Annotated in this window: 34 protein-coding genes and 1 pseudogene; 7 read left to right on the top strand and 28 right to left on the bottom strand. The window is 39.7% G+C overall.

Translation table 11 applies throughout. From position 1 onward, the window contains the following. Positions 1–54: 54 nt before the first annotated feature. The 28 genes from H538_RS0114330 to H538_RS0114185 form a co-directional block, all read right to left on the bottom strand. Positions 55–888, bottom strand: a complete 834-nt coding sequence (locus H538_RS0114330; protein ID WP_026678200.1) for a DNA adenine methylase — start codon at positions 886–888, stop codon at positions 55–57. Continuing rightward, a complete protein-coding gene (locus H538_RS0114325) occupies positions 888–2,243 on the bottom strand; it encodes a DNA cytosine methyltransferase (RefSeq protein ID WP_407636397.1) in 1,356 nt (451 codons plus the stop codon). Before H538_RS0114325 ends, H538_RS0114330 begins: the two co-directional genes overlap by 1 nt. A gap of 5 nt (positions 2,244–2,248) precedes the next feature. After that, a complete protein-coding gene (locus H538_RS0114320; protein WP_026678198.1) occupies positions 2,249–2,455 on the bottom strand; it encodes a hypothetical protein in 207 nt (68 codons plus the stop codon). Positions 2,456–2,642: 187 nt separating this feature from the next. After that, positions 2,643–3,320 (bottom strand): hypothetical protein, encoded by a 678-nt coding sequence (locus tag H538_RS0114310; protein WP_026678197.1) that lies wholly within the window; start codon positions 3,318–3,320, stop codon positions 2,643–2,645. A 15-nt stretch (positions 3,321–3,335) separates the two neighbouring features. Next, positions 3,336–3,776 carry a RusA family crossover junction endodeoxyribonuclease gene (locus tag H538_RS0114305; RefSeq protein WP_026678196.1) on the bottom strand — a complete coding sequence of 147 codons (441 nt, stop codon included), beginning with the start codon at positions 3,774–3,776 and terminating at the stop codon, positions 3,336–3,338. After that, complete coding sequence (locus H538_RS0114300) at positions 3,776–4,204, bottom strand: hypothetical protein (protein WP_026678195.1); 429 nt, start codon at positions 4,202–4,204, stop codon at positions 3,776–3,778. Before H538_RS0114300 ends, H538_RS0114305 begins: the two co-directional genes overlap by 1 nt. Further along, positions 4,201–4,452 (bottom strand): hypothetical protein, encoded by a 252-nt coding sequence (locus tag H538_RS0114295; RefSeq protein ID WP_026678194.1) that lies wholly within the window; start codon positions 4,450–4,452, stop codon positions 4,201–4,203. Before H538_RS0114295 ends, H538_RS0114300 begins: the two co-directional genes overlap by 4 nt. Next, positions 4,445–4,801, bottom strand: coding sequence for a BC1872 family protein (locus H538_RS25115; protein ID WP_051291492.1), 357 nt, complete (start codon positions 4,799–4,801; stop codon positions 4,445–4,447). Before H538_RS25115 ends, H538_RS0114295 begins: the two co-directional genes overlap by 8 nt. Next, positions 4,798–4,992 carry a Fur-regulated basic protein FbpA gene (locus H538_RS0114285; RefSeq protein WP_026678193.1) on the bottom strand — a complete coding sequence of 65 codons (195 nt, stop codon included), beginning with the start codon at positions 4,990–4,992 and terminating at the stop codon, positions 4,798–4,800. Before H538_RS0114285 ends, H538_RS25115 begins: the two co-directional genes overlap by 4 nt. Next, positions 4,979–5,167: a hypothetical protein gene (locus H538_RS0114280; RefSeq protein ID WP_026678192.1), complete on the bottom strand. Its 189-nt coding sequence runs from the start codon at positions 5,165–5,167 to the stop codon at positions 4,979–4,981. Before H538_RS0114280 ends, H538_RS0114285 begins: the two co-directional genes overlap by 14 nt. A gap of 20 nt (positions 5,168–5,187) precedes the next feature. Then, positions 5,188–5,442, bottom strand: a complete 255-nt coding sequence (locus tag H538_RS23955; RefSeq protein WP_051291491.1) for a hypothetical protein — start codon at positions 5,440–5,442, stop codon at positions 5,188–5,190. Next, positions 5,439–5,591 (bottom strand): hypothetical protein, encoded by a 153-nt coding sequence (locus H538_RS26155; protein WP_154657986.1) that lies wholly within the window; start codon positions 5,589–5,591, stop codon positions 5,439–5,441. The genes H538_RS23955 and H538_RS26155 overlap by 4 nt, the downstream gene beginning before the upstream one ends. Before the next feature lie 12 nt (positions 5,592–5,603). Then, the gene (locus H538_RS0114265; RefSeq protein ID WP_081412670.1) at positions 5,604–6,446 is read right to left on the bottom strand and encodes an ATP-binding protein; all 843 of its coding nucleotides are present in this window, start codon (positions 6,444–6,446) and stop codon (positions 5,604–5,606) included. After that, positions 6,331–7,197 carry a hypothetical protein gene (locus tag H538_RS26735; RefSeq protein WP_051291490.1) on the bottom strand — a complete coding sequence of 289 codons (867 nt, stop codon included), beginning with the start codon at positions 7,195–7,197 and terminating at the stop codon, positions 6,331–6,333. The genes H538_RS0114265 and H538_RS26735 overlap by 116 nt, the downstream gene beginning before the upstream one ends. A gap of 17 nt (positions 7,198–7,214) precedes the next feature. Then, positions 7,215–7,367 (bottom strand): DUF6906 family protein, encoded by a 153-nt coding sequence (locus H538_RS26480; protein WP_169729209.1) that lies wholly within the window; start codon positions 7,365–7,367, stop codon positions 7,215–7,217. Between the two features lie 178 nt (positions 7,368–7,545). Continuing rightward, positions 7,546–8,460 (bottom strand): recombination protein RecT, encoded by a 915-nt coding sequence (recT, locus tag H538_RS0114245; RefSeq protein WP_026678189.1) that lies wholly within the window; start codon positions 8,458–8,460, stop codon positions 7,546–7,548. Between the two features lie 13 nt (positions 8,461–8,473). Next, positions 8,474–9,409 (bottom strand): YqaJ viral recombinase family nuclease, encoded by a 936-nt coding sequence (locus H538_RS0114240; protein ID WP_407636396.1) that lies wholly within the window; start codon positions 9,407–9,409, stop codon positions 8,474–8,476. After that, positions 9,406–9,585 (bottom strand): hypothetical protein, encoded by a 180-nt coding sequence (locus tag H538_RS0114235; RefSeq protein ID WP_026678187.1) that lies wholly within the window; start codon positions 9,583–9,585, stop codon positions 9,406–9,408. Before H538_RS0114235 ends, H538_RS0114240 begins: the two co-directional genes overlap by 4 nt. A gap of 88 nt (positions 9,586–9,673) precedes the next feature. Then, positions 9,674–9,820, bottom strand: a complete 147-nt coding sequence (locus H538_RS0114230; protein ID WP_154657985.1) for a hypothetical protein — start codon at positions 9,818–9,820, stop codon at positions 9,674–9,676. A gap of 55 nt (positions 9,821–9,875) precedes the next feature. Next, positions 9,876–10,094, bottom strand: coding sequence for a YqaI family protein (locus H538_RS0114225; protein ID WP_026678185.1), 219 nt, complete (start codon positions 10,092–10,094; stop codon positions 9,876–9,878). A gap of 2 nt (positions 10,095–10,096) precedes the next feature. After that, a complete protein-coding gene (locus H538_RS26150; protein WP_154657984.1) occupies positions 10,097–10,264 on the bottom strand; it encodes a hypothetical protein in 168 nt (55 codons plus the stop codon). A gap of 179 nt (positions 10,265–10,443) precedes the next feature. Then, the gene (locus H538_RS0114215) at positions 10,444–10,776 is read right to left on the bottom strand and encodes a hypothetical protein (RefSeq protein WP_026678184.1); all 333 of its coding nucleotides are present in this window, start codon (positions 10,774–10,776) and stop codon (positions 10,444–10,446) included. After that, entirely contained in the window at positions 10,739–10,891 is a 153-nt protein-coding gene (locus tag H538_RS26145) for a hypothetical protein (RefSeq protein WP_154657983.1), read from the bottom strand. The genes H538_RS0114215 and H538_RS26145 overlap by 38 nt, the downstream gene beginning before the upstream one ends. Beyond that, positions 10,892–11,413, bottom strand: a complete 522-nt coding sequence (locus H538_RS0114205) for a helix-turn-helix domain-containing protein (RefSeq protein WP_026678183.1) — start codon at positions 11,411–11,413, stop codon at positions 10,892–10,894. A 130-nt stretch (positions 11,414–11,543) separates the two neighbouring features. Continuing rightward, complete coding sequence (locus tag H538_RS0114200) at positions 11,544–11,855, bottom strand: hypothetical protein (RefSeq protein WP_026678182.1); 312 nt, start codon at positions 11,853–11,855, stop codon at positions 11,544–11,546. Positions 11,856–11,867: 12 nt separating this feature from the next. Next, positions 11,868–12,599, bottom strand: a complete 732-nt coding sequence (locus H538_RS0114195; protein ID WP_026678181.1) for a phage antirepressor KilAC domain-containing protein — start codon at positions 12,597–12,599, stop codon at positions 11,868–11,870. Between the two features lie 190 nt (positions 12,600–12,789). Further along, the gene (locus H538_RS23945; RefSeq protein WP_081412672.1) at positions 12,790–13,062 is read right to left on the bottom strand and encodes a helix-turn-helix transcriptional regulator; all 273 of its coding nucleotides are present in this window, start codon (positions 13,060–13,062) and stop codon (positions 12,790–12,792) included. Positions 13,063–13,107: 45 nt separating this feature from the next. After that, positions 13,108–13,344: a helix-turn-helix transcriptional regulator gene (locus H538_RS0114185; protein ID WP_026678180.1), complete on the bottom strand. Its 237-nt coding sequence runs from the start codon at positions 13,342–13,344 to the stop codon at positions 13,108–13,110. A 169-nt stretch (positions 13,345–13,513) separates the two neighbouring features. Here H538_RS0114185 and xre point away from each other — a divergent pair. The 7 genes and pseudogenes from xre to H538_RS0114150 form a co-directional block, all read left to right on the top strand. Beyond that, positions 13,514–13,690: pseudogene (xre, locus tag H538_RS26730) on the top strand (HTH-type transcriptional regulator Xre); the annotation flags it as partial. A 471-nt stretch (positions 13,691–14,161) separates the two neighbouring features. Beyond that, complete coding sequence (locus tag H538_RS0114175; RefSeq protein WP_026678179.1) at positions 14,162–14,656, top strand: PH domain-containing protein; 495 nt, start codon at positions 14,162–14,164, stop codon at positions 14,654–14,656. Positions 14,657–14,677: 21 nt separating this feature from the next. Beyond that, a complete protein-coding gene (locus H538_RS0114170; protein ID WP_026678178.1) occupies positions 14,678–15,559 on the top strand; it encodes a thermonuclease family protein in 882 nt (293 codons plus the stop codon). 59 nt (positions 15,560–15,618) lie between these two features. Continuing rightward, entirely contained in the window at positions 15,619–16,194 is a 576-nt protein-coding gene (locus H538_RS0114165) for an ImmA/IrrE family metallo-endopeptidase (RefSeq protein WP_026678177.1), read from the top strand. A 22-nt stretch (positions 16,195–16,216) separates the two neighbouring features. Then, positions 16,217–17,146, top strand: coding sequence for a hypothetical protein (locus tag H538_RS0114160; RefSeq protein WP_026678176.1), 930 nt, complete (start codon positions 16,217–16,219; stop codon positions 17,144–17,146). Positions 17,147–17,148: 2 nt separating this feature from the next. Next, positions 17,149–17,727, top strand: a complete 579-nt coding sequence (locus tag H538_RS0114155; protein ID WP_026678175.1) for a hypothetical protein — start codon at positions 17,149–17,151, stop codon at positions 17,725–17,727. A gap of 333 nt (positions 17,728–18,060) precedes the next feature. Further along, positions 18,061–19,284: a tyrosine-type recombinase/integrase gene (locus H538_RS0114150; RefSeq protein WP_026678174.1), complete on the top strand. Its 1,224-nt coding sequence runs from the start codon at positions 18,061–18,063 to the stop codon at positions 19,282–19,284. Positions 19,285–19,389 lie beyond the last annotated feature (105 nt).

Here is a 19,389-nt window from a genome sequence, read left to right as displayed (position 1 = left end):
AATACTATTTTTAAACCTTCCACGTCACACGCCAGGGGGATCAGAGCCCTGGCTTTACTGTGCAAATTCAAAAATGCTCATTTGTTTGTTTTCGAAATTTGTTAAAAGCAATTCTGTTGCATCAGGTCGGGTGTAACCCTCTCCACTAACAACTGTATTCTTTTTGGCCGGGAGCTCGAGTCTGTTCCATCCATAATAAAGTTGGTTTACCAGGTCGTCTGCATAATAGGAAACAATTGCTTTTCCTTTGATATTGCAAAGTAATTCTGCAAGCTCCCTATGATCTTTTTCACTGAACTTTCCAGTATACCGGCTTTCGCAGCCAACATAAGGCGGATCAATGTAAAATAGCGTTTCCGGACCGTCATACGTTTTGATAATATAACGGAAATCGCGGCACTCAATAAATACCGATCTCATACGTTCTCCGAAATCCTTCATCCTTTTGCATATACTTTGATAGACAGCCGGTGTATTATGGTGTACGCTATGCTTCCATCCGGATTTATGATTAAGACCACCGCCATTTATTCCACATCGATTGACATAAAAGAATTTTACGGCCCTTTCAAAATCGTTCATTGTCCCTTCGGATCGCCGGTTCTCAAACAATTCATTTTGCCAAGTTTCGAACAAGAATCTCGAGTAAGGAAGGGATGAGCATGCATCCTCTAATCGATCCGGATCCTTACGTAAAACCATTAAGAAATTGACGACATCTCCGTTAATATCGTTGTAAACATCTACTTTTGACGGAGTCTTTACGGCCATAACATGCGCCGCACCTCCAAACGGTTCAACATAACAGGAATGTGAAGGCATGAGTTCAATTATTTTCTCGGCTAACATGGCTTTACCACCAAACCATATAAGGGGAGATTTGACCATTACATTGCCACCCCTTTCTTTTCGATACATAACTCCGGTAAATTTGCTCGGACAAGTGCTTCTGCAAATGGAGGCGGTACCGCATTTCCGCATCGGGCCACCTGCTCCTTTTTCGGATATTGCTTCCCGGTAAAATCCCTGTCTATGATATAGTTGTCCGGGAATCCTTGAGCTGCAAATAATTCGTGAGGCTGCAACATCCTCATTCCTATATCCATGATTTGATAGTTTTGACCATGTACTGTGACAAGTCCAAACCGATCCTTAGTGGTTACGGTGTGTAATGGTTCTGTGAGTCTTTGGCCAACATCGGTTCCGTAATACTTAGTCAAAAAAGCAGAAACTAAACTAGCTTTATTGACCGCAGTTACCGCCCATAATGGTTCCTTTAACTTTTGTCCTACCGATGAGCTAAAATTCTGCATAATGTAAGCTGATACCAACGCAAATCGATTTCCCCCGGCCGTTATGCTGTGCAACGGTTCATCCAAACCTAATCCTCTTACTTCGTTTTTTGTAGTTTCAGTGTAATAGCTTGATAGAAATGAACATGCTGTTGGCTTCACTGGAGCAATAAAAGGCTCCTTATTTTCAATAACAAACTTTTTAATACCTCGAGCAATCCGGCGCATAGTGTTTTCACTCAATGGCTTTTTACGTTCGAATATTGATGGCGTACCAATATCCCAATCAATGATTTCACTCGCAGTTCTCCAGGGTTGTAGTTTACCCGCATGTACCTGAAGACTGTTCGGATCTCCATGTGTAGGTTTCGGCCAAACTATCGGACGGCCGTCACAGCGGGCTATCATGAAAAATCTTTTTCGGATTGTTGGAGCGCCGTAGTCGCATGCACGCAGTTCCTTGAATTCAACTTCATAACCGAGTGCCTCGAGTGATTTAACGAAAGAATTAAATGTTTTGCCTTTTTGTGATTTATCGGGATACCCTTTTTCATCCAATGGACCCCATGTCTTAAATTCTTCTACATTTTCTAAAATTATGACTCGAGGCTTAACAGCTATCGCCCATTTAACAGCAATCCAAGCAAGCCCGCGTATCTTCTTTTCGACCGGCTTACCGCCCTTCGCCTTAGAAAAATGCTTACAATCGGGGGAAAACCAGGCTAGTCCAACTTTTCTCCCTCTGACTGCTTTGACAGGATCAACATCCCAAACTGACTCGCAATAATGTTCTGTATCGGGATGATTTGCCTTGTGCATGGCGATGGCGGCAGGATCGTGATTAATGGCAATATCAACGCTCAAACCAGTTGCCATTTCAATTCCGGTGCTGGCACCACCGCCCCCAGCAAAATTGTCAACTATGATTTCTCGGAAAAGGCTTAACTGCAATCGTTTCACCCTTTCCTCGCTAATGGCCACGTCCAATCAACTTTTCTTTGCGGGCCCCGGATAATCTTTTGTCGTTTCGCCCAAGACTGAAGCGCGGTATCAACGCTGTTCATAAAGTTTGCGCCTTCCAGGTTTAAGCCCTTCTGCGGCGGCAACGAGCGATAATGTTCAAGCTCATCTGGCGAAAGATAATAAACCTTTACCTCGTTCATGAGAATCCCCCTTTTTTTCACTTTCTCTTACGTATTTTTGGAATTTCCGTACCACCAAGCCTCTTGCAATCTCCGCCATGTTTAGATGAACAAGAACGGTAGAGAGGACAGCGAAAAAAGCATGTCATAAGCTTATCCTCTTCTTTCATCCATTCCGTTCTTGTATCAATAAAGATGACCTCGGTCATTACGCAACACTTTCATCGGTGTCATTATCTTGCTGTTCTCCATCTTTTTCAGCAGTAGGAGAGGATTCGGGCTCAATTTCCGGCTTTTCCTCTGATGCTTTAGGTTCTCCTTTTTCCTGCCCTTCTTTCCATTCCCACCATTTCTCAGCTAATGGAGCAACCCGGGCCCGATAATCATCCATGAGTTCTACAATTTTTCCGGAGGATATTTGAAGTTCGGATGCTAATCGTGAATACGATTCCCCTTCCAGCCGGCGTTTAAAGATGTTCGCAAAATCTTTTGGGAGATCATCATAAGTCGGGGCCATGCCGCTAAGAATAAATTCATCAACAATATTACGTTCGGTTTGTTTTTGCTCTTCTATCGTTTTAATCTTTTCAAATGGTAGACCGAGATCCGCTTCAAGTTGCTCTGCTTCTGGTTCTACTTCTTTAACAACGCCTTTATCGTCCACCTTGTATTCTTTCAATGGCCTTTCAGTACGAGCATTCAACGTAATGCTGTAATTTACAACAAGAGATTCCAGGGAAACATCAACTTTGCAATCAATCATTTCCGAAAGCCTGTCCAGTTTACCGTCAAGACCTTTGTCGTTAATCTCAAGAACAATTTCCTTTACACCCTTTGGCTTCAAATTCACTTTCTTAACGACAGATTTAAAATCGATATATGACATAATTGGTTCCTCCCCTTAAATAATGGATAACTGCTGTTCCTGCGCTTCCAATGGTTCAACCATGATTTCAATACGCGGTTTTTCGCTATAAAACTTTGAAACATGTAAATCTACAATCTGACTGTCATCTTTCCAAAGAATCTGGTTACAAGCATCCTTAATGGCCTTAACAAAATTGTCTGCGTCCGGCTTTGTGGTCGGTCGGATCTCCCCGCGTTCAGCAGCCGCCTTTTTCTTTTTACTGAAACTTTTTAAAGTGGGCTTGTACACCTTTACGTTTAATACCAACGGTCCCTCTAACAATTTGGCGGGAGCGTTTTGTGATGCAACTAATTTCACATATTTTTTGTACTCCCGAGACTTAGCGGGATCGTACATGCGAACTCGACCTTGAATGGTGCTTGCGCGCGGGCGGCCTTGTGAAACAGGTTCCCCGTAAACTGTGAATTTGATCATCAAAACTCCGACTCCTTCCGTTTCTTCTGGAGCTTTTCTTCAAGCTTCTGTGTAACTTCTCTTTGCTGCCTCAGTTTGTTGCTTGTTTGGATGTACTGTTTTTTGATGCCGACCAATTGGCTGTAAGCGGCAAGATAACTATTTTTAAATTTGTCAAGTTCTTCTTGCAAACTATCAATCTCCTGTTGCAAAAGTCGTTTATCCTCAATCATTTGGTAGACAAACTCTTTGGCGGTTTCGGCTTCGTGTTGGGATTGTTGAAGTTGATTTTCCAAGTCGAAACATTTAGATATGAAATATGGATCTTCTTCATCTAGTAGCCGTTCCACTTCACTGACCAGATCAATACCAATTCCACGAAGTAATGAAAGATTATTGCAGTTTCCGTCAAAAAGGATGCTTTTAAATTCCTGCAATTTATCAGTCATTCAGATTCCTCCATTCCCTGTTCCGCTGCATCAAATAAATTGTCAAATGATTCCGGGTTCCCGTTTTTATGCCTGTTAACAACCTCTAAGCCAGTTCCATACAGATAGTAAAAATAGTTGTAAAATCTTTGTAGTAGCTCATTTTCCTTCTGCAATCGTTCCACTTTAGACTCCAAATTCTGCAATACATCAATAATTTCCAAAACATTATTTTGTATTTCTCTTGCGCGTTCTTCTACGTCATTCATTGGCATTCCCTCCCTCCACACATTTCAAGGCGGCCAAGCAAATGGCGAGTGGGGCGGTTTCTGCTCGTCCTGCAATCAAATCCGAGCCGTTAAAAACACGGAAATCGTATCTCTTTTCATCACAATGTGACTCAAGACTAATACCGCCGATGTTACTTTCTAGCCATTCAACCACGAGCCAAGCATCAGAAATATTAGTGGAAGGTCTGAAATTCCTCTGTGATGTAAACCATTTTGGAATGTCACTATTATCAGAAGCCCACCAAGCAAACTCGTTTTTATCGGTACGTGAAACCCACCCCATCACCTTTTCAGCGATCAATGCATCAAGTTCTTTTCCTGCTCTCAAAACACCACATCCCCTTCCCGTTTCAAATTCATAAAGCGAAATTCGTCCTCGAGCTCAGTGAGCGTTAATTCGTATAGCTGCCTGCCGTCTGGATGTTCAAAAACCCCACATGTAATAAGCTCCCGGATCAGCATCTTTTTCCGCCCCTCAACCGCCCGACGGAGTAGGCCTGGAGAATTAGCAAGTTCCATGCCAGTCACCCCTTGCCACAATTTCTTCAAAGGCTTTGTCGAAGGCTTCTTTTTCCTCGTTAGCCAACTGCAACCGCAATTCGCAATTGGCAACCTTTCTCTTGAGTTCTTTGAGCTCAATTTCTGCTTCTGCGATGCGGTTTTTTATGTTTTGCTCGTACACCCTCCAATTCATGATATTGACCCCCTAATCGGCTAAAATATGCCGTGTTTTCGTGGCTTACATTTTCGTTTCCTTGCTCGATCGATAAGCAAAAGGGCTACTTCATCGATGTCTCTGTCAAACCGCTTGGCGATAAATTCAAGCGAGCAGCCGTCTTTCCACATTTCGTCGAATTCATGTACTTCTTGCTCGGACCAGGCGAAATCTAAATCCTCTAGGCAGATGTACGTTTTCGGTCGAGTTAGGTACGTTTTCTCAAGTTCCGTGATCGTTTTGGCTTCCCTCATGAAGCCGTTTCCTCAATTTCTTTCGGATATTCAGAGAAATACGCCCGAACCCATTCGTCAAATTGTTTGGCGGCTTCTGCAACCTTTTGAGGATCCGTCTCAGGTTTGAAAAGATACATTCCGCAGCCGAGTTCCTTCATGTCTGGCATCTACTTCCCCCCCTATGCCAATCGATAGTTTAATAACTTCCTGTCACCCTCAAGGACAACCGTATAATCTTTGCTCATTTGATAAATACGGGTACCGAGCGCCTCATCAATGTCGCACAGCATGTCCACATTTAATTCAGAGGAGACCATAATCGGCTTATGATTCAAATACCGATGATTGATAACGGCGTACATTTGCTGAATCTCAAATTTTGTAGCACCGGTCTTGAAAAGATCGTCAATGAACAGGACATCGACACGTTTCATTTTCGTAAGTTTTTCCTCTAAACGGTCGAAATCGTTTTTCAGATCATTGAACCCTTCAACGAAAGGGAAATACAGTACGCTCACTTGTTTTTTGTGTATCAGATTGTTAGAAAGAGCCGTTAGCAAATGTGTTTTTCCCGATCCCGGCTGACCGAGAAGACATATGCTATTACAACGATTGTCTTTAATAGAGTCATAGTCTTTGTAATAGTCAATTGCACATTGATAGGCCTCATGAATAAGCTCATGTTTGCCCTCAAGGATAAAGTTAGAGAAGGTCATTCTTTGAAATTCCTCTGTTATCTCACTGAATTTCATCAAATGCGCAGATTGTCTTTTGCGGTAACACTCGCAATCTATCAGCGTTTCTATGAATTTCGGCAAGCCGTTTGGCCAAGTTTTCTGGTTCCCGTTTTCATCAAGATCAGGAATGTTTTTAAGGATGAAGCCCTTATCTCTACATTTCGGGCAGTTATAATTCTGGCTTTCTCTTTCCGAGTCGGCCGACTTGGCCGCCTGTAATTGAATCGCTGCTTTTCTTTGGAGGTCTGCCAGAACGTCCTGGATACCGGAGAATCTTTTGGTCACGTTTAACCTCCTCCTTCGCCTTGTTGTTGTAAAAGTTGCCTAAAATAACTTTCTTGCAATAACCAAATGATGTTATTTCATCGCCAGGATATTGAGGTTTAAAATCTTGAAACGCTTGGTCTACACCGCGCAAAACCTCTTCAAGTGGAACGCCAGCTGATAGGACAGCTTTTATACTCTGGTAGTCGGAGACCTTCGGAGCCTTGCCGGGTTTCCCGCGTACTACCATGAAATGTTTGGCAATTAAATCCACATCGTCATAATGCTCTTCTGGCTGTGGTGGCATCTTATCAACAACATCTTTTTCATTCTTAAGACATTCTTTATCATTCTTGTTTATATCCACGGGGTGTTCCCTATCTGTTTCCTTGCTGTTACCCTCAACATCTTTCGATTGGTACAAATCCCAATTTAACAAGGTTATTAGTGTGTATTGCCTGTTACCCTTACCACGATTTATAGTGATCATCGATTGATTTTCTAACCAGTTTAAAATAGTGGAAATGGTCTTTGGGTTTGGTTCTTTCCATTTCACCCCCTCATACCACCCAACGTCTTTCGCAATATCCCGGACAGAAGTTAAATGTTGTCCAGCTTTAATGGTCAAAAACGTTCCATCACGCATTGGAATTTTATTTTCTTGATGATTGACCTTATATTTGAGATATTGCCAAACCCGGTGATAAAGAGGGGGCATCATCCATATGTCACTTCCGAGCTCCTTGCGGTAATCTTTGATGTACCCCTGCAAAATATCACCCTCCTAAATTAAGCCGGGACAATTCGCCTTGTTCCTGTCTCACGATGAACCAAATGCATTTCATTATGTAGATTCTTGATGATAAGCCAGTTTTCTGGATTTAACCCCATTGCCTTTATATGCTCTTTCTGACGTTTTGTTGGCCGTTTACCGTTCTTCATTCCGCGTTATCCTCCCTCACACAAACGATATATTTTCCCTTCTTGACACGTTGTGGATTAAAACCGGGATGATTTCTTTTCAAATAACCATATACATATTGCTTAAACAATTTGGGGTTCCAATCGGCAATCTTCCAGTAGAAAGAGGGAATGCCGATCGGATACTCTATTGTCTTTTTCATCCTTGATTAAATAGATTGTTGAGCTCTTCATCTGTTGGATCCGGCTCACCAATATCATTTGGCGGCGGTGTTGTTTCTTCTTTTTGTTGATCAGGCTGATCCTCTTCTTCAAAAGGAGGAGTTACATCGATGATTTCAACCGGTTCCGGATCTGCGGTGATGTCTTTTCTAACAACTTCATCCTGGGCGGCCTGTTCTTGAATCTCAATTGAAATCGGAAGGTACTTCCACATATGGCGGATAACCGTTTTTTTGGCCATTTCCTCATAGTCCGTTACCCACGGACCATTCTTAGAAGCCTTAGAACGCTTTTTACGCTTTTCAATTTCTTCAACGTCCATTACCTCGAATTGGTATCCACCGTCTTTAAAATGAGCCACAGCGTAGGCATGAGTCATTTTTCCGCGGTTACCGGTTGCTGGCTTATGTTCGAGTTTCGGATGAAGGCCTAAGGCATATTCGAATTCATCATTTTCATGCACTGTATAAGCATAAATGTTTTGAATTTGCCCCGATCTACGGGCCAAGTCGATCATGCCTTTATATCCGATAATGAATTGAACGTCTTTTTCCCAATACTCTCTACCGTCTGGTCCCTTTTTCTTGTTATTAAAAGGAACGAAATAACAATGTCCGATTAACCCGGGTTCGAGACCTAATTGTGCTGACTGCATAACAGCACCCATTAGGGAGGGAACTGTGCATTCAAGAAGCGTTGGATTTGTACGAATCGTTGTAAGTGCAATTCGTGCAAGTCGATCAGGATTCATGTGGGAAGGCAGCGCCTTTTCAATTTCAGGCGCCATCTTCTTAAGGTAAGCTGCAATCGTTTGGGCCGGGGAAGCTGCAGGAGCATTACCCCCGTTCTTTCGATTGGCCAATTGATTCTTGAGTTGTTGATTTGTAGCCAACTATGATTCCTCCTTATTTCACCGCTAAACGGCGGTATGAAGATTGATTCAAGTACTGCTGATAAAGTTCCGGGTGATCTTTAGCAAAACGTTTGCTGTCAAAACGATTGCTAAAGATGGATTTCCATGTGATGGTCCGTTCGCCGGCATAGGCCTTTTCGTTATCGCCCATCATCGCTTTCAATTGGTTCTCGTATTCTTTCTTGCGGGCTTCTAATTCTTTCAGTTCCGCGCTAACCTGGTCTAAAGCAGAAATGAGAGTTTCTGCGTCCGGCGGCAATTCGATTTCTGTCTCTGGCTTTGCTTCCGGGTAAAGTGCTTTTAACAAATCAGACGAAGCGTCCGAACCATCAAACATTGGCGGGATTTCTTTTTCAACGTGATTGAGCCAGAAAATCTTTTCCTCTTCGATCAGGTACTTTATGATTTCCTCATCGCGTTCGATCTTTTTATAAACGAATTTGTTGCCTCCGATTAAAACGGCGATCCACCACGCCTCGTAGCCTGTTACGGCCATATAATGCTGGCATTGAATCAGATAAGAAGCAGGGATTTCATCATCTTTCCATTCGTCTTTCAGATATTCAGAAGCCGTTTTGCATTCGAGCCCGGCCTTTTCTCCGACAATCAATCGGTCAACGTTGGCGAGCATCCAGGGATATTCAGGATGTTGGAGAATGGCATTTCTCCGGCGAACTTTTAATCCAGTACGCTTTGAAAATTCTTGGGCCACAACTTCTTCTAAAACATTTCCAAAATAGGCGGCTTCACTTTGTTCCTTTTCTTTAGGAGCTTGTCCGATCTTATCCAAATAAACAGCAATCGGTGATTTCCATTTGTTTAGACCAAGGATTGCAGCAGCATCTGAACCGCCAATCCCTTTCTTGCGGGACTGTAACCATTGCTCGTGGCTCATTCCATTGGTAAGGGTTAATACAGTAATGTTCAAGCTGTCGCTACCTCCCCACGCTTACTATTTAATTCAAGATAACGATTGTATTGTTCACGGTTTTTGAACTGGAATACTGGCTGATTATGCTTGTTAAAAGCGATCTGCCCTCCAACCTGTGATAAACGCCATTGGTCAAAAGAATCCCTGCTGTATTCAATTTCAAATGGTTTCAAAATGCTTGTCCTCCCTACTACTATTGAATTTTTTGTCCGAATCCCCTAAAATAGGAATTAAGAATATTTGACAAGTGCTATCTAACCGTCACACAGCAATGTGATGGTTCTTTTTCTTTTCCTGCTCGTAGCGCCGTCTCACTTCACTCGCTGAACGATTTAGTCTGCAAGCAACGATAGCAAGTGCAATGTCAAAACTTTCTTTTCTACTCAAAACATCGATGTGATTCACCATGTAGAAAATCTCGTTTACTGTCCAGCTTCCGGATTTTAAATGCATTCTCCTCACCTCACTCTGCGGTAAAAAATTTGAACCCGTAAACTTCTTCAAGGTACTTCTCAAGATCGTCTTTCAAGATCAATTCGCCGGCTTCTTTATCCTCGACTACGTCATCGCCAGAAACGATTTCGTTTCCGTAGTAATCGATTCCGAAATGCTCCGACTGTTCGACCATATCTGCCGGATAACCGGTACGCTCGATCTGTGTGATCATTGGGTGTTCAATCATTTCTAATCCTCCTTTCTACGCTTTGAATAACACACGTCACAAATTTTTGTACCGAAAAACGGATGAACGGCTTCCTGCATCTGTTTGCAGTAATCGCATACCTCGTTTTCGTAAATCACGATGTTTTCGATGAATTCGTCATCATCCTCAAAATCATCAAATTCTCTCATTGTTACACCTACCTTTCTGGTGCTCGGTCGCCACCATCAGAACCAGGAACGAAGTGGAAGGGGGATGGGGAGAACATCGTTCCTGATCCTGATGCAAGAGGCCGAAGACCCTTGCGGATTCTATTCCAAGAATGATAGAATAGTATTAGTTACTTTGGTTATGCAGTTATGTCGTCTACTCACGCGCTAACTGCTTTTTTTAATGGATTATTTTTTTGTTGGAACTGAACTTTTTTCTCTTTGATTTCTTGGGCTAGTTCAAAATATGTCTTTGCTTTCTCTCTTTTACCTATGCTGTAATAAAGCCATCCGTATTTTCTAAGTGCCCGGCAAACATACTCCATTTCCATGCCATCCATTTCAAAATTTCCGTTTGAGTTCTCCACTCTTTCCTTCGCGATATCAAACTGGCGCTTTTGCCACCCTTCTAACCAGTCGCTGTATGATCTCATGGCCGTTTTAACCATTCCTAATTCAGCCGGTAACAATTTGATTTCTGCTGCTGTTCTCATTGCTTGTCCCTCCATAAAATTTTTGAATGTGCTTGAGAAAAACTCGTAAATCTTCAAAGCTACTAATCTCTTCAAAAGCGACTTCTAATTGCTCGGATAACAAAGATCGATCCATTCAACTTCTCCTTTTGATGTATCCTTTTGACCGAAGTTTCGCATGCTGCTTCTTCCACATCTTTAGCCAGGAAAAACCATATTCGATACAGATGATTGCAACGAAATGAGTTAGAGCAATAATGGCGTCGATCGCTTGTATGATAGCCTCTTCTAATTGATGCTTTTCGTGCTCTTGTATGTATTTGGGCTTTGTTGCTAACCTCACGCCTCTGATCGACTCTAAAGCTTCATCCAATTCCTCCAAAGTTTTGTCCTTTACGGTGGAACGGTGAAGGTCCACTGCCTCTCCATCCAATTTTGAAACCCAGCTCCCACCTGTATAATCATGGGCCACCTCCATCGCGTAAAAAGGATTATCGAACTTCTCCATCAATGAACGGGAAATATCTTGTGGCACTTTTGCCCTCTCCGTCTCATATGCCGAAATGCTTTCGCGAGAAACATTTAGATCGAATGAAAGTTGAAGTTGAGAAAGATCCTGTTCCCTCCTTAGTGCTTTGATCACTTTACCAACTGCCATGAGTTATTTTCCTCCCTTTACCAAATATTCAAATTGTAGAATTTATAATAAAAGATAGATAGCTTGATTGAGTCGAAAATAGCAATTTTCCTTTCGTTCCTTGAAAAGTTAATAATCTGATAAAAAAGGGCTATATAGCGCGATCAAAAAAGTTTGAGTTGCAATCCATCCACTCCGTATGCTCTTCGATCCACTTCATGAGCATGTGAGTGGGAACTTTCGGCCTTCCAAATTCCCTGATCACCGGGAAATCAGCACGATTTAAAAGTTCAGATGCTTTTGTGTCCTTGATTCCAAGGAAATCCTTTAGTTGATCTCGGGTTAATAATGGCGGCCATTGGTTGGCAGTATCCATTTTTTCTTTCAGTTTTTCAAAGGCTTTCTCAGCGATCTTTGCGGCGATGATGTCCATCGCTGCATCGTCGAAATCGAGTTTTAACAATAGTGCCCCCTCCTAACTTGCTTTTTTAAGTAGTAACCGGAAGGTTTCTTTCCCTTTCGGTGTAATCAAGGTTTGAACATCGGCCTTACCATTTCGTTCCCACTCTTTTAATTTGAAGAGATCCGGAACGTACTGAGCATAAGGCTTAAGTTTTCCTTTGGCGTCACGATAGATGTATTTGTGATCGAGTAGCCAATTGATCAGTTGCCGCTGACCGACCTCCAACTCTTTAGCTGTATCCCGAAAGTTTGTGAGTAAGTTTCGATCTACTAGTGCATCGAAATAATCGGCTTTCGGTTGCATGACGGCAATCTGTTCATTTTGTTTTCTTACGGTCGCCAGAGTTGCCTTGAACATGGTTTTCGTTTGTTCGTCAGCGTGCGGCAAATATGTTTGAATGAATAAATCGTCATTTGCAACATATCCACCAGTTTTTCGGATGGTCGGAAGAACTTCATCGAAAACCCATTTTTCAAATTGTTCTGCACTTGGGAGCTTGGATTTCACAATCAGACGATAAAGGTTGCCTTCACTTATAAATTTTTTATTCTGTAATCCACCATTTGAAGGGACCTCGTAAAACGCGACCCCCTCTTTCTTGCAATGTTTTGACAAAGCATCATGAGGGTTTGCGTATCCTAGTATTAATGCAACGTCAGTAGCTGGAAAAAACTCTTTATTGTCTTTTACTAAAATTTGTAGTTCTCCAAACATGGAATGGTTATATGTTTGTAATTGGTTCACATTCTTCGCCTCCTGATTTCATTATAAAAATCGGAAAGTTTCCAATTGTATGGGATAGACGACATCGCGCGAACTTTCAAGAAATATCTAATTACAAAATAAAGAAAATTATAGTTGTTGCTTACCGCAAAATGTCGTTTATTCTTGTTCAACTGGAAAAAATTTTGATTTTAATAGTCAAGTCCTATTTTTATAAATCAGGAAACAGTTTTTCAAAAGGTACATTAAATATTTCTAAAAGGCCACTCTCTACTTCAAGACTCGGCTTAATTCTCCCGTTTTCTAGATGAGAAATCGTTGAGGTTGAGACACTTAGTAATTTCGCGAGTTCACCCTGAGTAAGACCTTTTTTCTTACGCTCCAAGATTAAGCGTTCACGCTTTACCCCTTTAATGTTGTTCCATTCTAAACTTGGAACTTTAGTTTTCTTTTTAGATTTTCGTTTTTTTCTTTGAATTGACATTTCTTCACCGCCTTTCGTGGGTTGGAGGTTCATCAGCTGGCTTCCTTAGGCTGAATTAGTTTTGATACATTTTGTATCAATATCTATCTGAAAAAGATCAGGGAAAAGATCGCGGTCTCTAACACCATAAAGTTTTTCAAACTTAAGCATGGTTTTGCGACCAGGATTTCTTTCAGCTTTTTCTATTTTTCTAACGTAGACTTCTGAGATATTCAACATTTCGGCCACTTGTTTTTGTGTCCAGTCTCGTGAAGTTCTTTCGTTTACTAATCGTTTTCGCATTTTATTCACCTCTTTTCTGATACGTTTTGTATCACTGTATCTAAATTATATTTGATACATTCTGTATCGTCAATACTTTTTTGATACTTTTTTTATCATCTATTTAAAACGATACAAACTGTATCTATAATAAAGATAAATTAAATGATTATAGAGAGGAGGATGATGAGTGTTAGGGAAGAGATTAAAAGACTTGAGGGGTAAAAGAACTCAAGAGGACATTGCAAATTTAATAGGAATTTCCCGTGCTCGTTATTCTCACTATGAAAACGGTCGTAGTGAACCCGACACTGAAACCCTTCAGAAGATGGCTGATCTATTTAATGTGTCAACAGATTATCTTCTTGGGCGTACCGAAGAAAAAACCGGTTATTTAGAATCATATACACAATCCGGAAAGTCTGTTATTCTCCCTTACAGGCTTACGATCAAGAATAAGCTTCCAGACGCAAATATAGTTAAAATTTCTGATGAGAAATTAGGTTTTTCAAAAGAAGAACTAAAAATATTAGAAGAAATAAAAAAGCACCCTGTTCTCTTCCACGATCTTGCCAATGCACCGGAGAAAAAAATCAAACAACTGATTAAGATGTGGGAATTTATCAAGAAAGATCTTGATGCAGATGATGAGGACGACGAAGATATTATCGATGATTAAAGCACGCTTAGGCGTGTTTTATTTTAAACAAATATCAGATATTTATCCTAACTTATATTATTCTTTTAATTCCGCCCGTTATTGGGGGTATTTATTTTTTCTGTATCAATGGGACATTCACCCATTAATACATATAAAAAGTAAAAAGGGGCTAAAAACATGGGGAATTATACTAAACTTAACTATCGGTTTGGCATCATGGAATATCCAGTGACTTTAACGGAAATGGAGGAATTTATTTTAGAATTTCCAAAGTCGGAACGAAAGTTCTATGAACTTGCCATAAAAGCATTAAAAAAAGTGATCAAGGATAATGAAAAGATTTTTTCATTTGAAACAGCAAATCCCACCTTAACAAAGACTGGCTTTATCATTGTGGCAGAAAGCAAATTAGTTTTTGTAACGATGAAAGGCGGATTATTTGGTGGCGCTGAGACTGAAACCATTCAATATAAAGATATTGTTGAAGTTGATTTCGATATCGCTCCAAATCCTTTTGGTAAAGCTCTAATGGAGTTGGGGATTCTTTATTTAAAAATCAAAGGAGTTTTCGGATCGAAAAAAAGAACGATTCGTAATATACCAGAGAATAATCTTGATAGCGTCGTTAAAGCAATTAGAGATAAAGTAAAAGAACGTACAAATCAACTATGATGATATCTTGAGGGGGATAAAATGAAACGATTAATTTTAACATTACCTTTGACTCTTTCATTATTGTTAGGGGCATGTGAACAACCGCAAAAAGCAAGCACAGATAATAACCAAACCAAACAGGCTGCACAAAAAGAAACTGATCAAAATAAATCAAAAGAAAATAACTCTGCTGCAACTGAAGACAAAGGAACATCAAAAAATGAAGCAAAAACAGAAACAAAAACAAATCAAGCTACAAAACATAATACTACAAAACCTCAAAGTAAAGTAAACCGAGCAGCTGTTACCCTTATTGAAACAGTAGACGGAGATACAATCAAAGTCAACTATAAAGGGAAAGAGGAAACAGTTCGTTATTTACTTGTAGATACACCCGAATCTAAAAAACCCGGCACTTGTGTTCAGCCATTCGCCAAAGATGCCGCAGAGCGAAATCGCCAACTCGTGAACAGCGGAAAACTTACGCTTGAGTTTGAGAAAAGTCGCACTGATAAATACGGCCGATTGTTAGCTTATGTATTTGTTGATGGGAAATCAGTTCAAGAAACATTATTAAAAGAAGGCTACGCTAGAGTCGCCTATGTATATGAACCACCCTACAAGTATCTCTCAACATACGAAAAAGCAGAAGACAGTGCTCAAGCGAAACATCTTAGAATATGGTCACGATCCGGTTACGTAACAAACAGAGGATTTGTCGGTTGTGTTGCAAAAGTTATAAAGACACAACCGTCTAAACCGAAGGTTCCTTCTACTCCAAAACCAGAACCGGTTAAAACCAATTTTGCAAACTGTACCGATCTAAGAAGAGTATATCCAAACGGTGTGCCGTCCAGTCATCCGGCTTATCAGCCGAAAATGGATCGGGATCACGACAATTATGCGTGTGAAAGAAATTAATTAATTGTTCGGGAGGAACCCACCCTCCCCTTAATTTCATATTTAGGAGTCGTTACACCATGCAACTGGGGCAATTACTTCCTACAACTAAATCAGACTATTGGGAAGAGCGAGCAGAAGCCGTACTCTCACACTTTAATTTTCAATCTGCAGATGAAATTGACATATTCGAAATTTGCCGTCGTTACGGGATTAAAATTTTGCCCTTTGATTTTTATGAAGGTAACATCAAAGGCGGAATTAAAGCCTTCTCTATTCCAAAAAATCGCGGCCGCCGCGGACTAATTTACATTCGACCTGGTTTGAATGCGATCGAAAAGAAATTACTTCTTACAGAGGAATTCTGCCACATTTACGCTCACCATACATCACAGATTGGAATGGACAAGCATTACATTGGCAAACTTGAAGCCCAGGCAAAACGAATGTCAGCTTATCTTCTTATGCCCGCACGATTTTTAGAAAGTGTTTATATTGCGGCAACCGATCAGGCTGTATGTATTTCTGAAATTGCGGATCACTTCCTTGTAACAGAAAAATTTGCACAGTACCGGCTGCAATTGGTGTTTAACCGAAAAGTGGATCTCATTGCTTCGATTGGCGGTAAGGTCGGGGCGATTAAGTGGTTGGAATAAAATAATTTAGGAGGAAATAAAGTTGGCTAACAAGACAAAACAATTTAGTTTTACTGCTTTTCAATTTGATCTTCATTATATAAAACAAACTAACAAGCTTCGTCTTGGAAAAAAAGTTAAAAATGATGAATACGCCATAACATGGGACTTTCAGTTTGTTTATCGCTTACTCAAAACGATATTTGACGAAGAACCATTAGCTCGAAAAATGAACGTTAAAGACGAATGGTTTACTTTGCTTGATGATTTACAACAGGATGAAAAATATATCTACGGGAAATTCAAAAGTGCCGCATATGGAACAAAAGCAAATCTTATTCATGCAGATACTCTTGAATCAAGAGAAAATCCAAAAGACAAAAGAGAAGGAGAAGAGATGTATACGCACTTCCTGATAAGGAAGGAAGATGGATTTATGTTATTGCAATCAACCGATGTTAGAATGGGGCGCTCAAAAGTACAAACTTATCTTGAAAAATTCGGATCTGAAACAATTAGTGCCTCGAAATATACCGATTTGAACATTTGCTCACTTGTCAGCTCTAATTTATTAGAGGACATTAAAAAATTAGATAAAGTTAAATCTACAATCATAGAAATAAGTACAAAAGAAAAGTCTGATGAGAATGAATTTATTCAAGAGCTTCAAGAAGAAACCGACAGTATATATGGCACGCATGTTCTTTTGGAATTTAAAGCTAGATATGCTCGTGAGGGACTTGGAAAAATGATTCCATTTATTCAAAAATATAAAGGTCAGAAAGGTGTTACTGCTATAAAAGTAGTCGGGGAACAATCAGGGTCAGATCGTACTTTTAATGTTGATTCTTATTCTGAACGATATCGACCTGCAATAAAAGTAGATACTAATAATAGTCCGATTAGTGATGATTTATATGATAAAATAAAGAAAATTGGTGATGATAGAGACCTATTAAAAAGAGGAGAATAATCATGGGTCAAAAAATAAAAGCATTTTGCAAATCGAATAGGTTTGTACTCGAATCATTTAAGGAGTATCGGAAGTTTTCGACTTCATCCGAGAAAGTTTTTGATTTACTTTTTGCTCTTTTGATTGCTCTTGGACTAACAATAATTCCTGTTTTGTTTTTTAATGTGAATATAAAGCAATTTATAAACAACTTTCAGACACTAAACAATATTGTTATAACAGCTATTTCAATACTTGCAGGATTTAATGTTGCAAGTATCGCGGTTATTGCAAGTTCACAGTCTGATGTAATAAGAGAATTAAAAAATAAGCCAAGCGAAAAAGACCCGAAAACATCCAAATTCTCCATCTTAGTAATTTTTTTCACTTGGGCTATTGTTGTCCAATTGATAATTGTTTTAATTGGTATTTTGCTTTACTTCGCAAGTCAATTTTTCGTTCCCAAAACTTTTAAAAATGATTTAACTCCTTACTGGTTATGGACTGTATTTGTAATGTGGTTAGCTGGGGTTCTTCATTCGATATTTATATCCATTCGAAATGTAAAAATGCTTTATTTATTTATAGTGAAAGGTGTTTAGTTTTTTGAGTCCTATCCGGGCTTTTTCTTTTCATCATTAATCGAACATATGTTTTTGTATATCTTTCAAAAGGGATATATATTTTTGGGATATTTTATTACCAAACCGAACATTTATTCCATTAACTTTTACCTTATCCGAAGATGGCAAAATGTTATTTTAAAGGAATCAATTAAATTAGTGTTAGCCCTTATCGGGTTTTTCATTATAACGTAAAACAGAACATACATTCCAAAACAAACAATTTATTATACAAGCCGCTGATGCTAAAGAGATTTTATCTTACGCGGAATGTGCATTTATATAAAAAATCAAAGGAAAGGAGAATGATCAATGTACTGTAAAGAACTAATCAAGGGCAAGAAGTGGGTTTGCGTTGCTGATGGTCCATCGGATCCTGTAACGGGTAAAAGGAGACAAATTTCTCGCCGTGGAAAAACTAAGAAAGAAGCTGCCAAAAGGGTTGAAGATGCGATAAGAAAATTAAAGGAAAACGGCATTGATGAGAAAAAAGTAAGGAAAATGACGTTTGATAAACTTGCTGCGGAATGGTTAAAGGTATACGTATTAACAGGGGTAAAGAAAAACACTGTCAGGATTCGCCGAAAGGAAATTAAAATCCTCTTAAGATATATCGCCAAGGTAAATGTAGATAAAATATCATCCAAAATGTATCAGGACATCTTAATTGATTTATCAAAACCAAATAAAAAAAGAAAACCTGTTTCCTATGCAAGAAACACAATTGAAGGCGTCCATACCACAGCTGGGATGATTTTTAGATATGCAGTTCAAGAAAAATTGATAAAAGAAAGTCCAACAACTTACGCCGTTATTCCTAAAAAGCGAAAAACAGTTGAAGAGATTGAAAATGAGGACATTGAAGAAAAGTACCTAGAGATAAACGAGGTATCCGAGTTTTTAGATGCGGTAGAGAAATACGGCCTGTATTTGGACACTGAATGGTTTTATTTGCTTGTATTTTCCGGAATGCGTTCTGGGGAACTTTGCGCCTTAAAATGGACCGATATTACCTTTAATAAAAATTTAGTCCGTGTTACTAAAACGTTAACAAACGAAACGAATAACATGAAAAAATATGAACTCACTCCACCAAAAACAGAAGGTTCAGTTCGGACATTCGATATTCCTGAGTATGTGATGAATTTACTAAAACAGCACAAAATCAAACAAATGAAGCTTCATGAGGCAGGAAGACTAAAGTACAAAGAGGACTTTCATGAAGCGAATTTTGTGTTCTGCAGGGATAATGGGTATCCATTCGCTCCTAAAAACATCCTGGTACGTATGGAAAGACTTATAGAAAAAACAACGATTAAGAAGCATGCAACCCCTCACATTTTTCGGCATACTCACATTAGCATGTTAACTGCTGCGGGAGTCGATCTTGCAACGATTATGGAACGAGTTGGACATGAAGACATAAAAACCACAATGAAAATCTATACTCATGTCACAAAGAAAATGAAAGAGGATGCCTCACAAAAGATTAATCAAACTTTAGTGGACATCCTCAATAATAAGATTTCGATGTGAAATGTTAGCGAAATGTGATTTTTTTGGATTGACAGCTCATTTATAAAGCTGTCAATCGTTGATAAATCAACACTTTCTGGCGACTTATTACATCATGCCGCCCAT

The sequence above is a fragment of the Fictibacillus gelatini DSM 15865 genome, from assembly GCF_000430745.1.
Taxonomy (GTDB): Bacteria; Bacillota; Bacilli; order Bacillales; family Fictibacillaceae; genus Fictibacillus_A; species Fictibacillus_A gelatini.
Note: the sequence above shows the minus strand (reverse complement) of the source record. Positions and strands in the feature narration are given on the sequence as shown.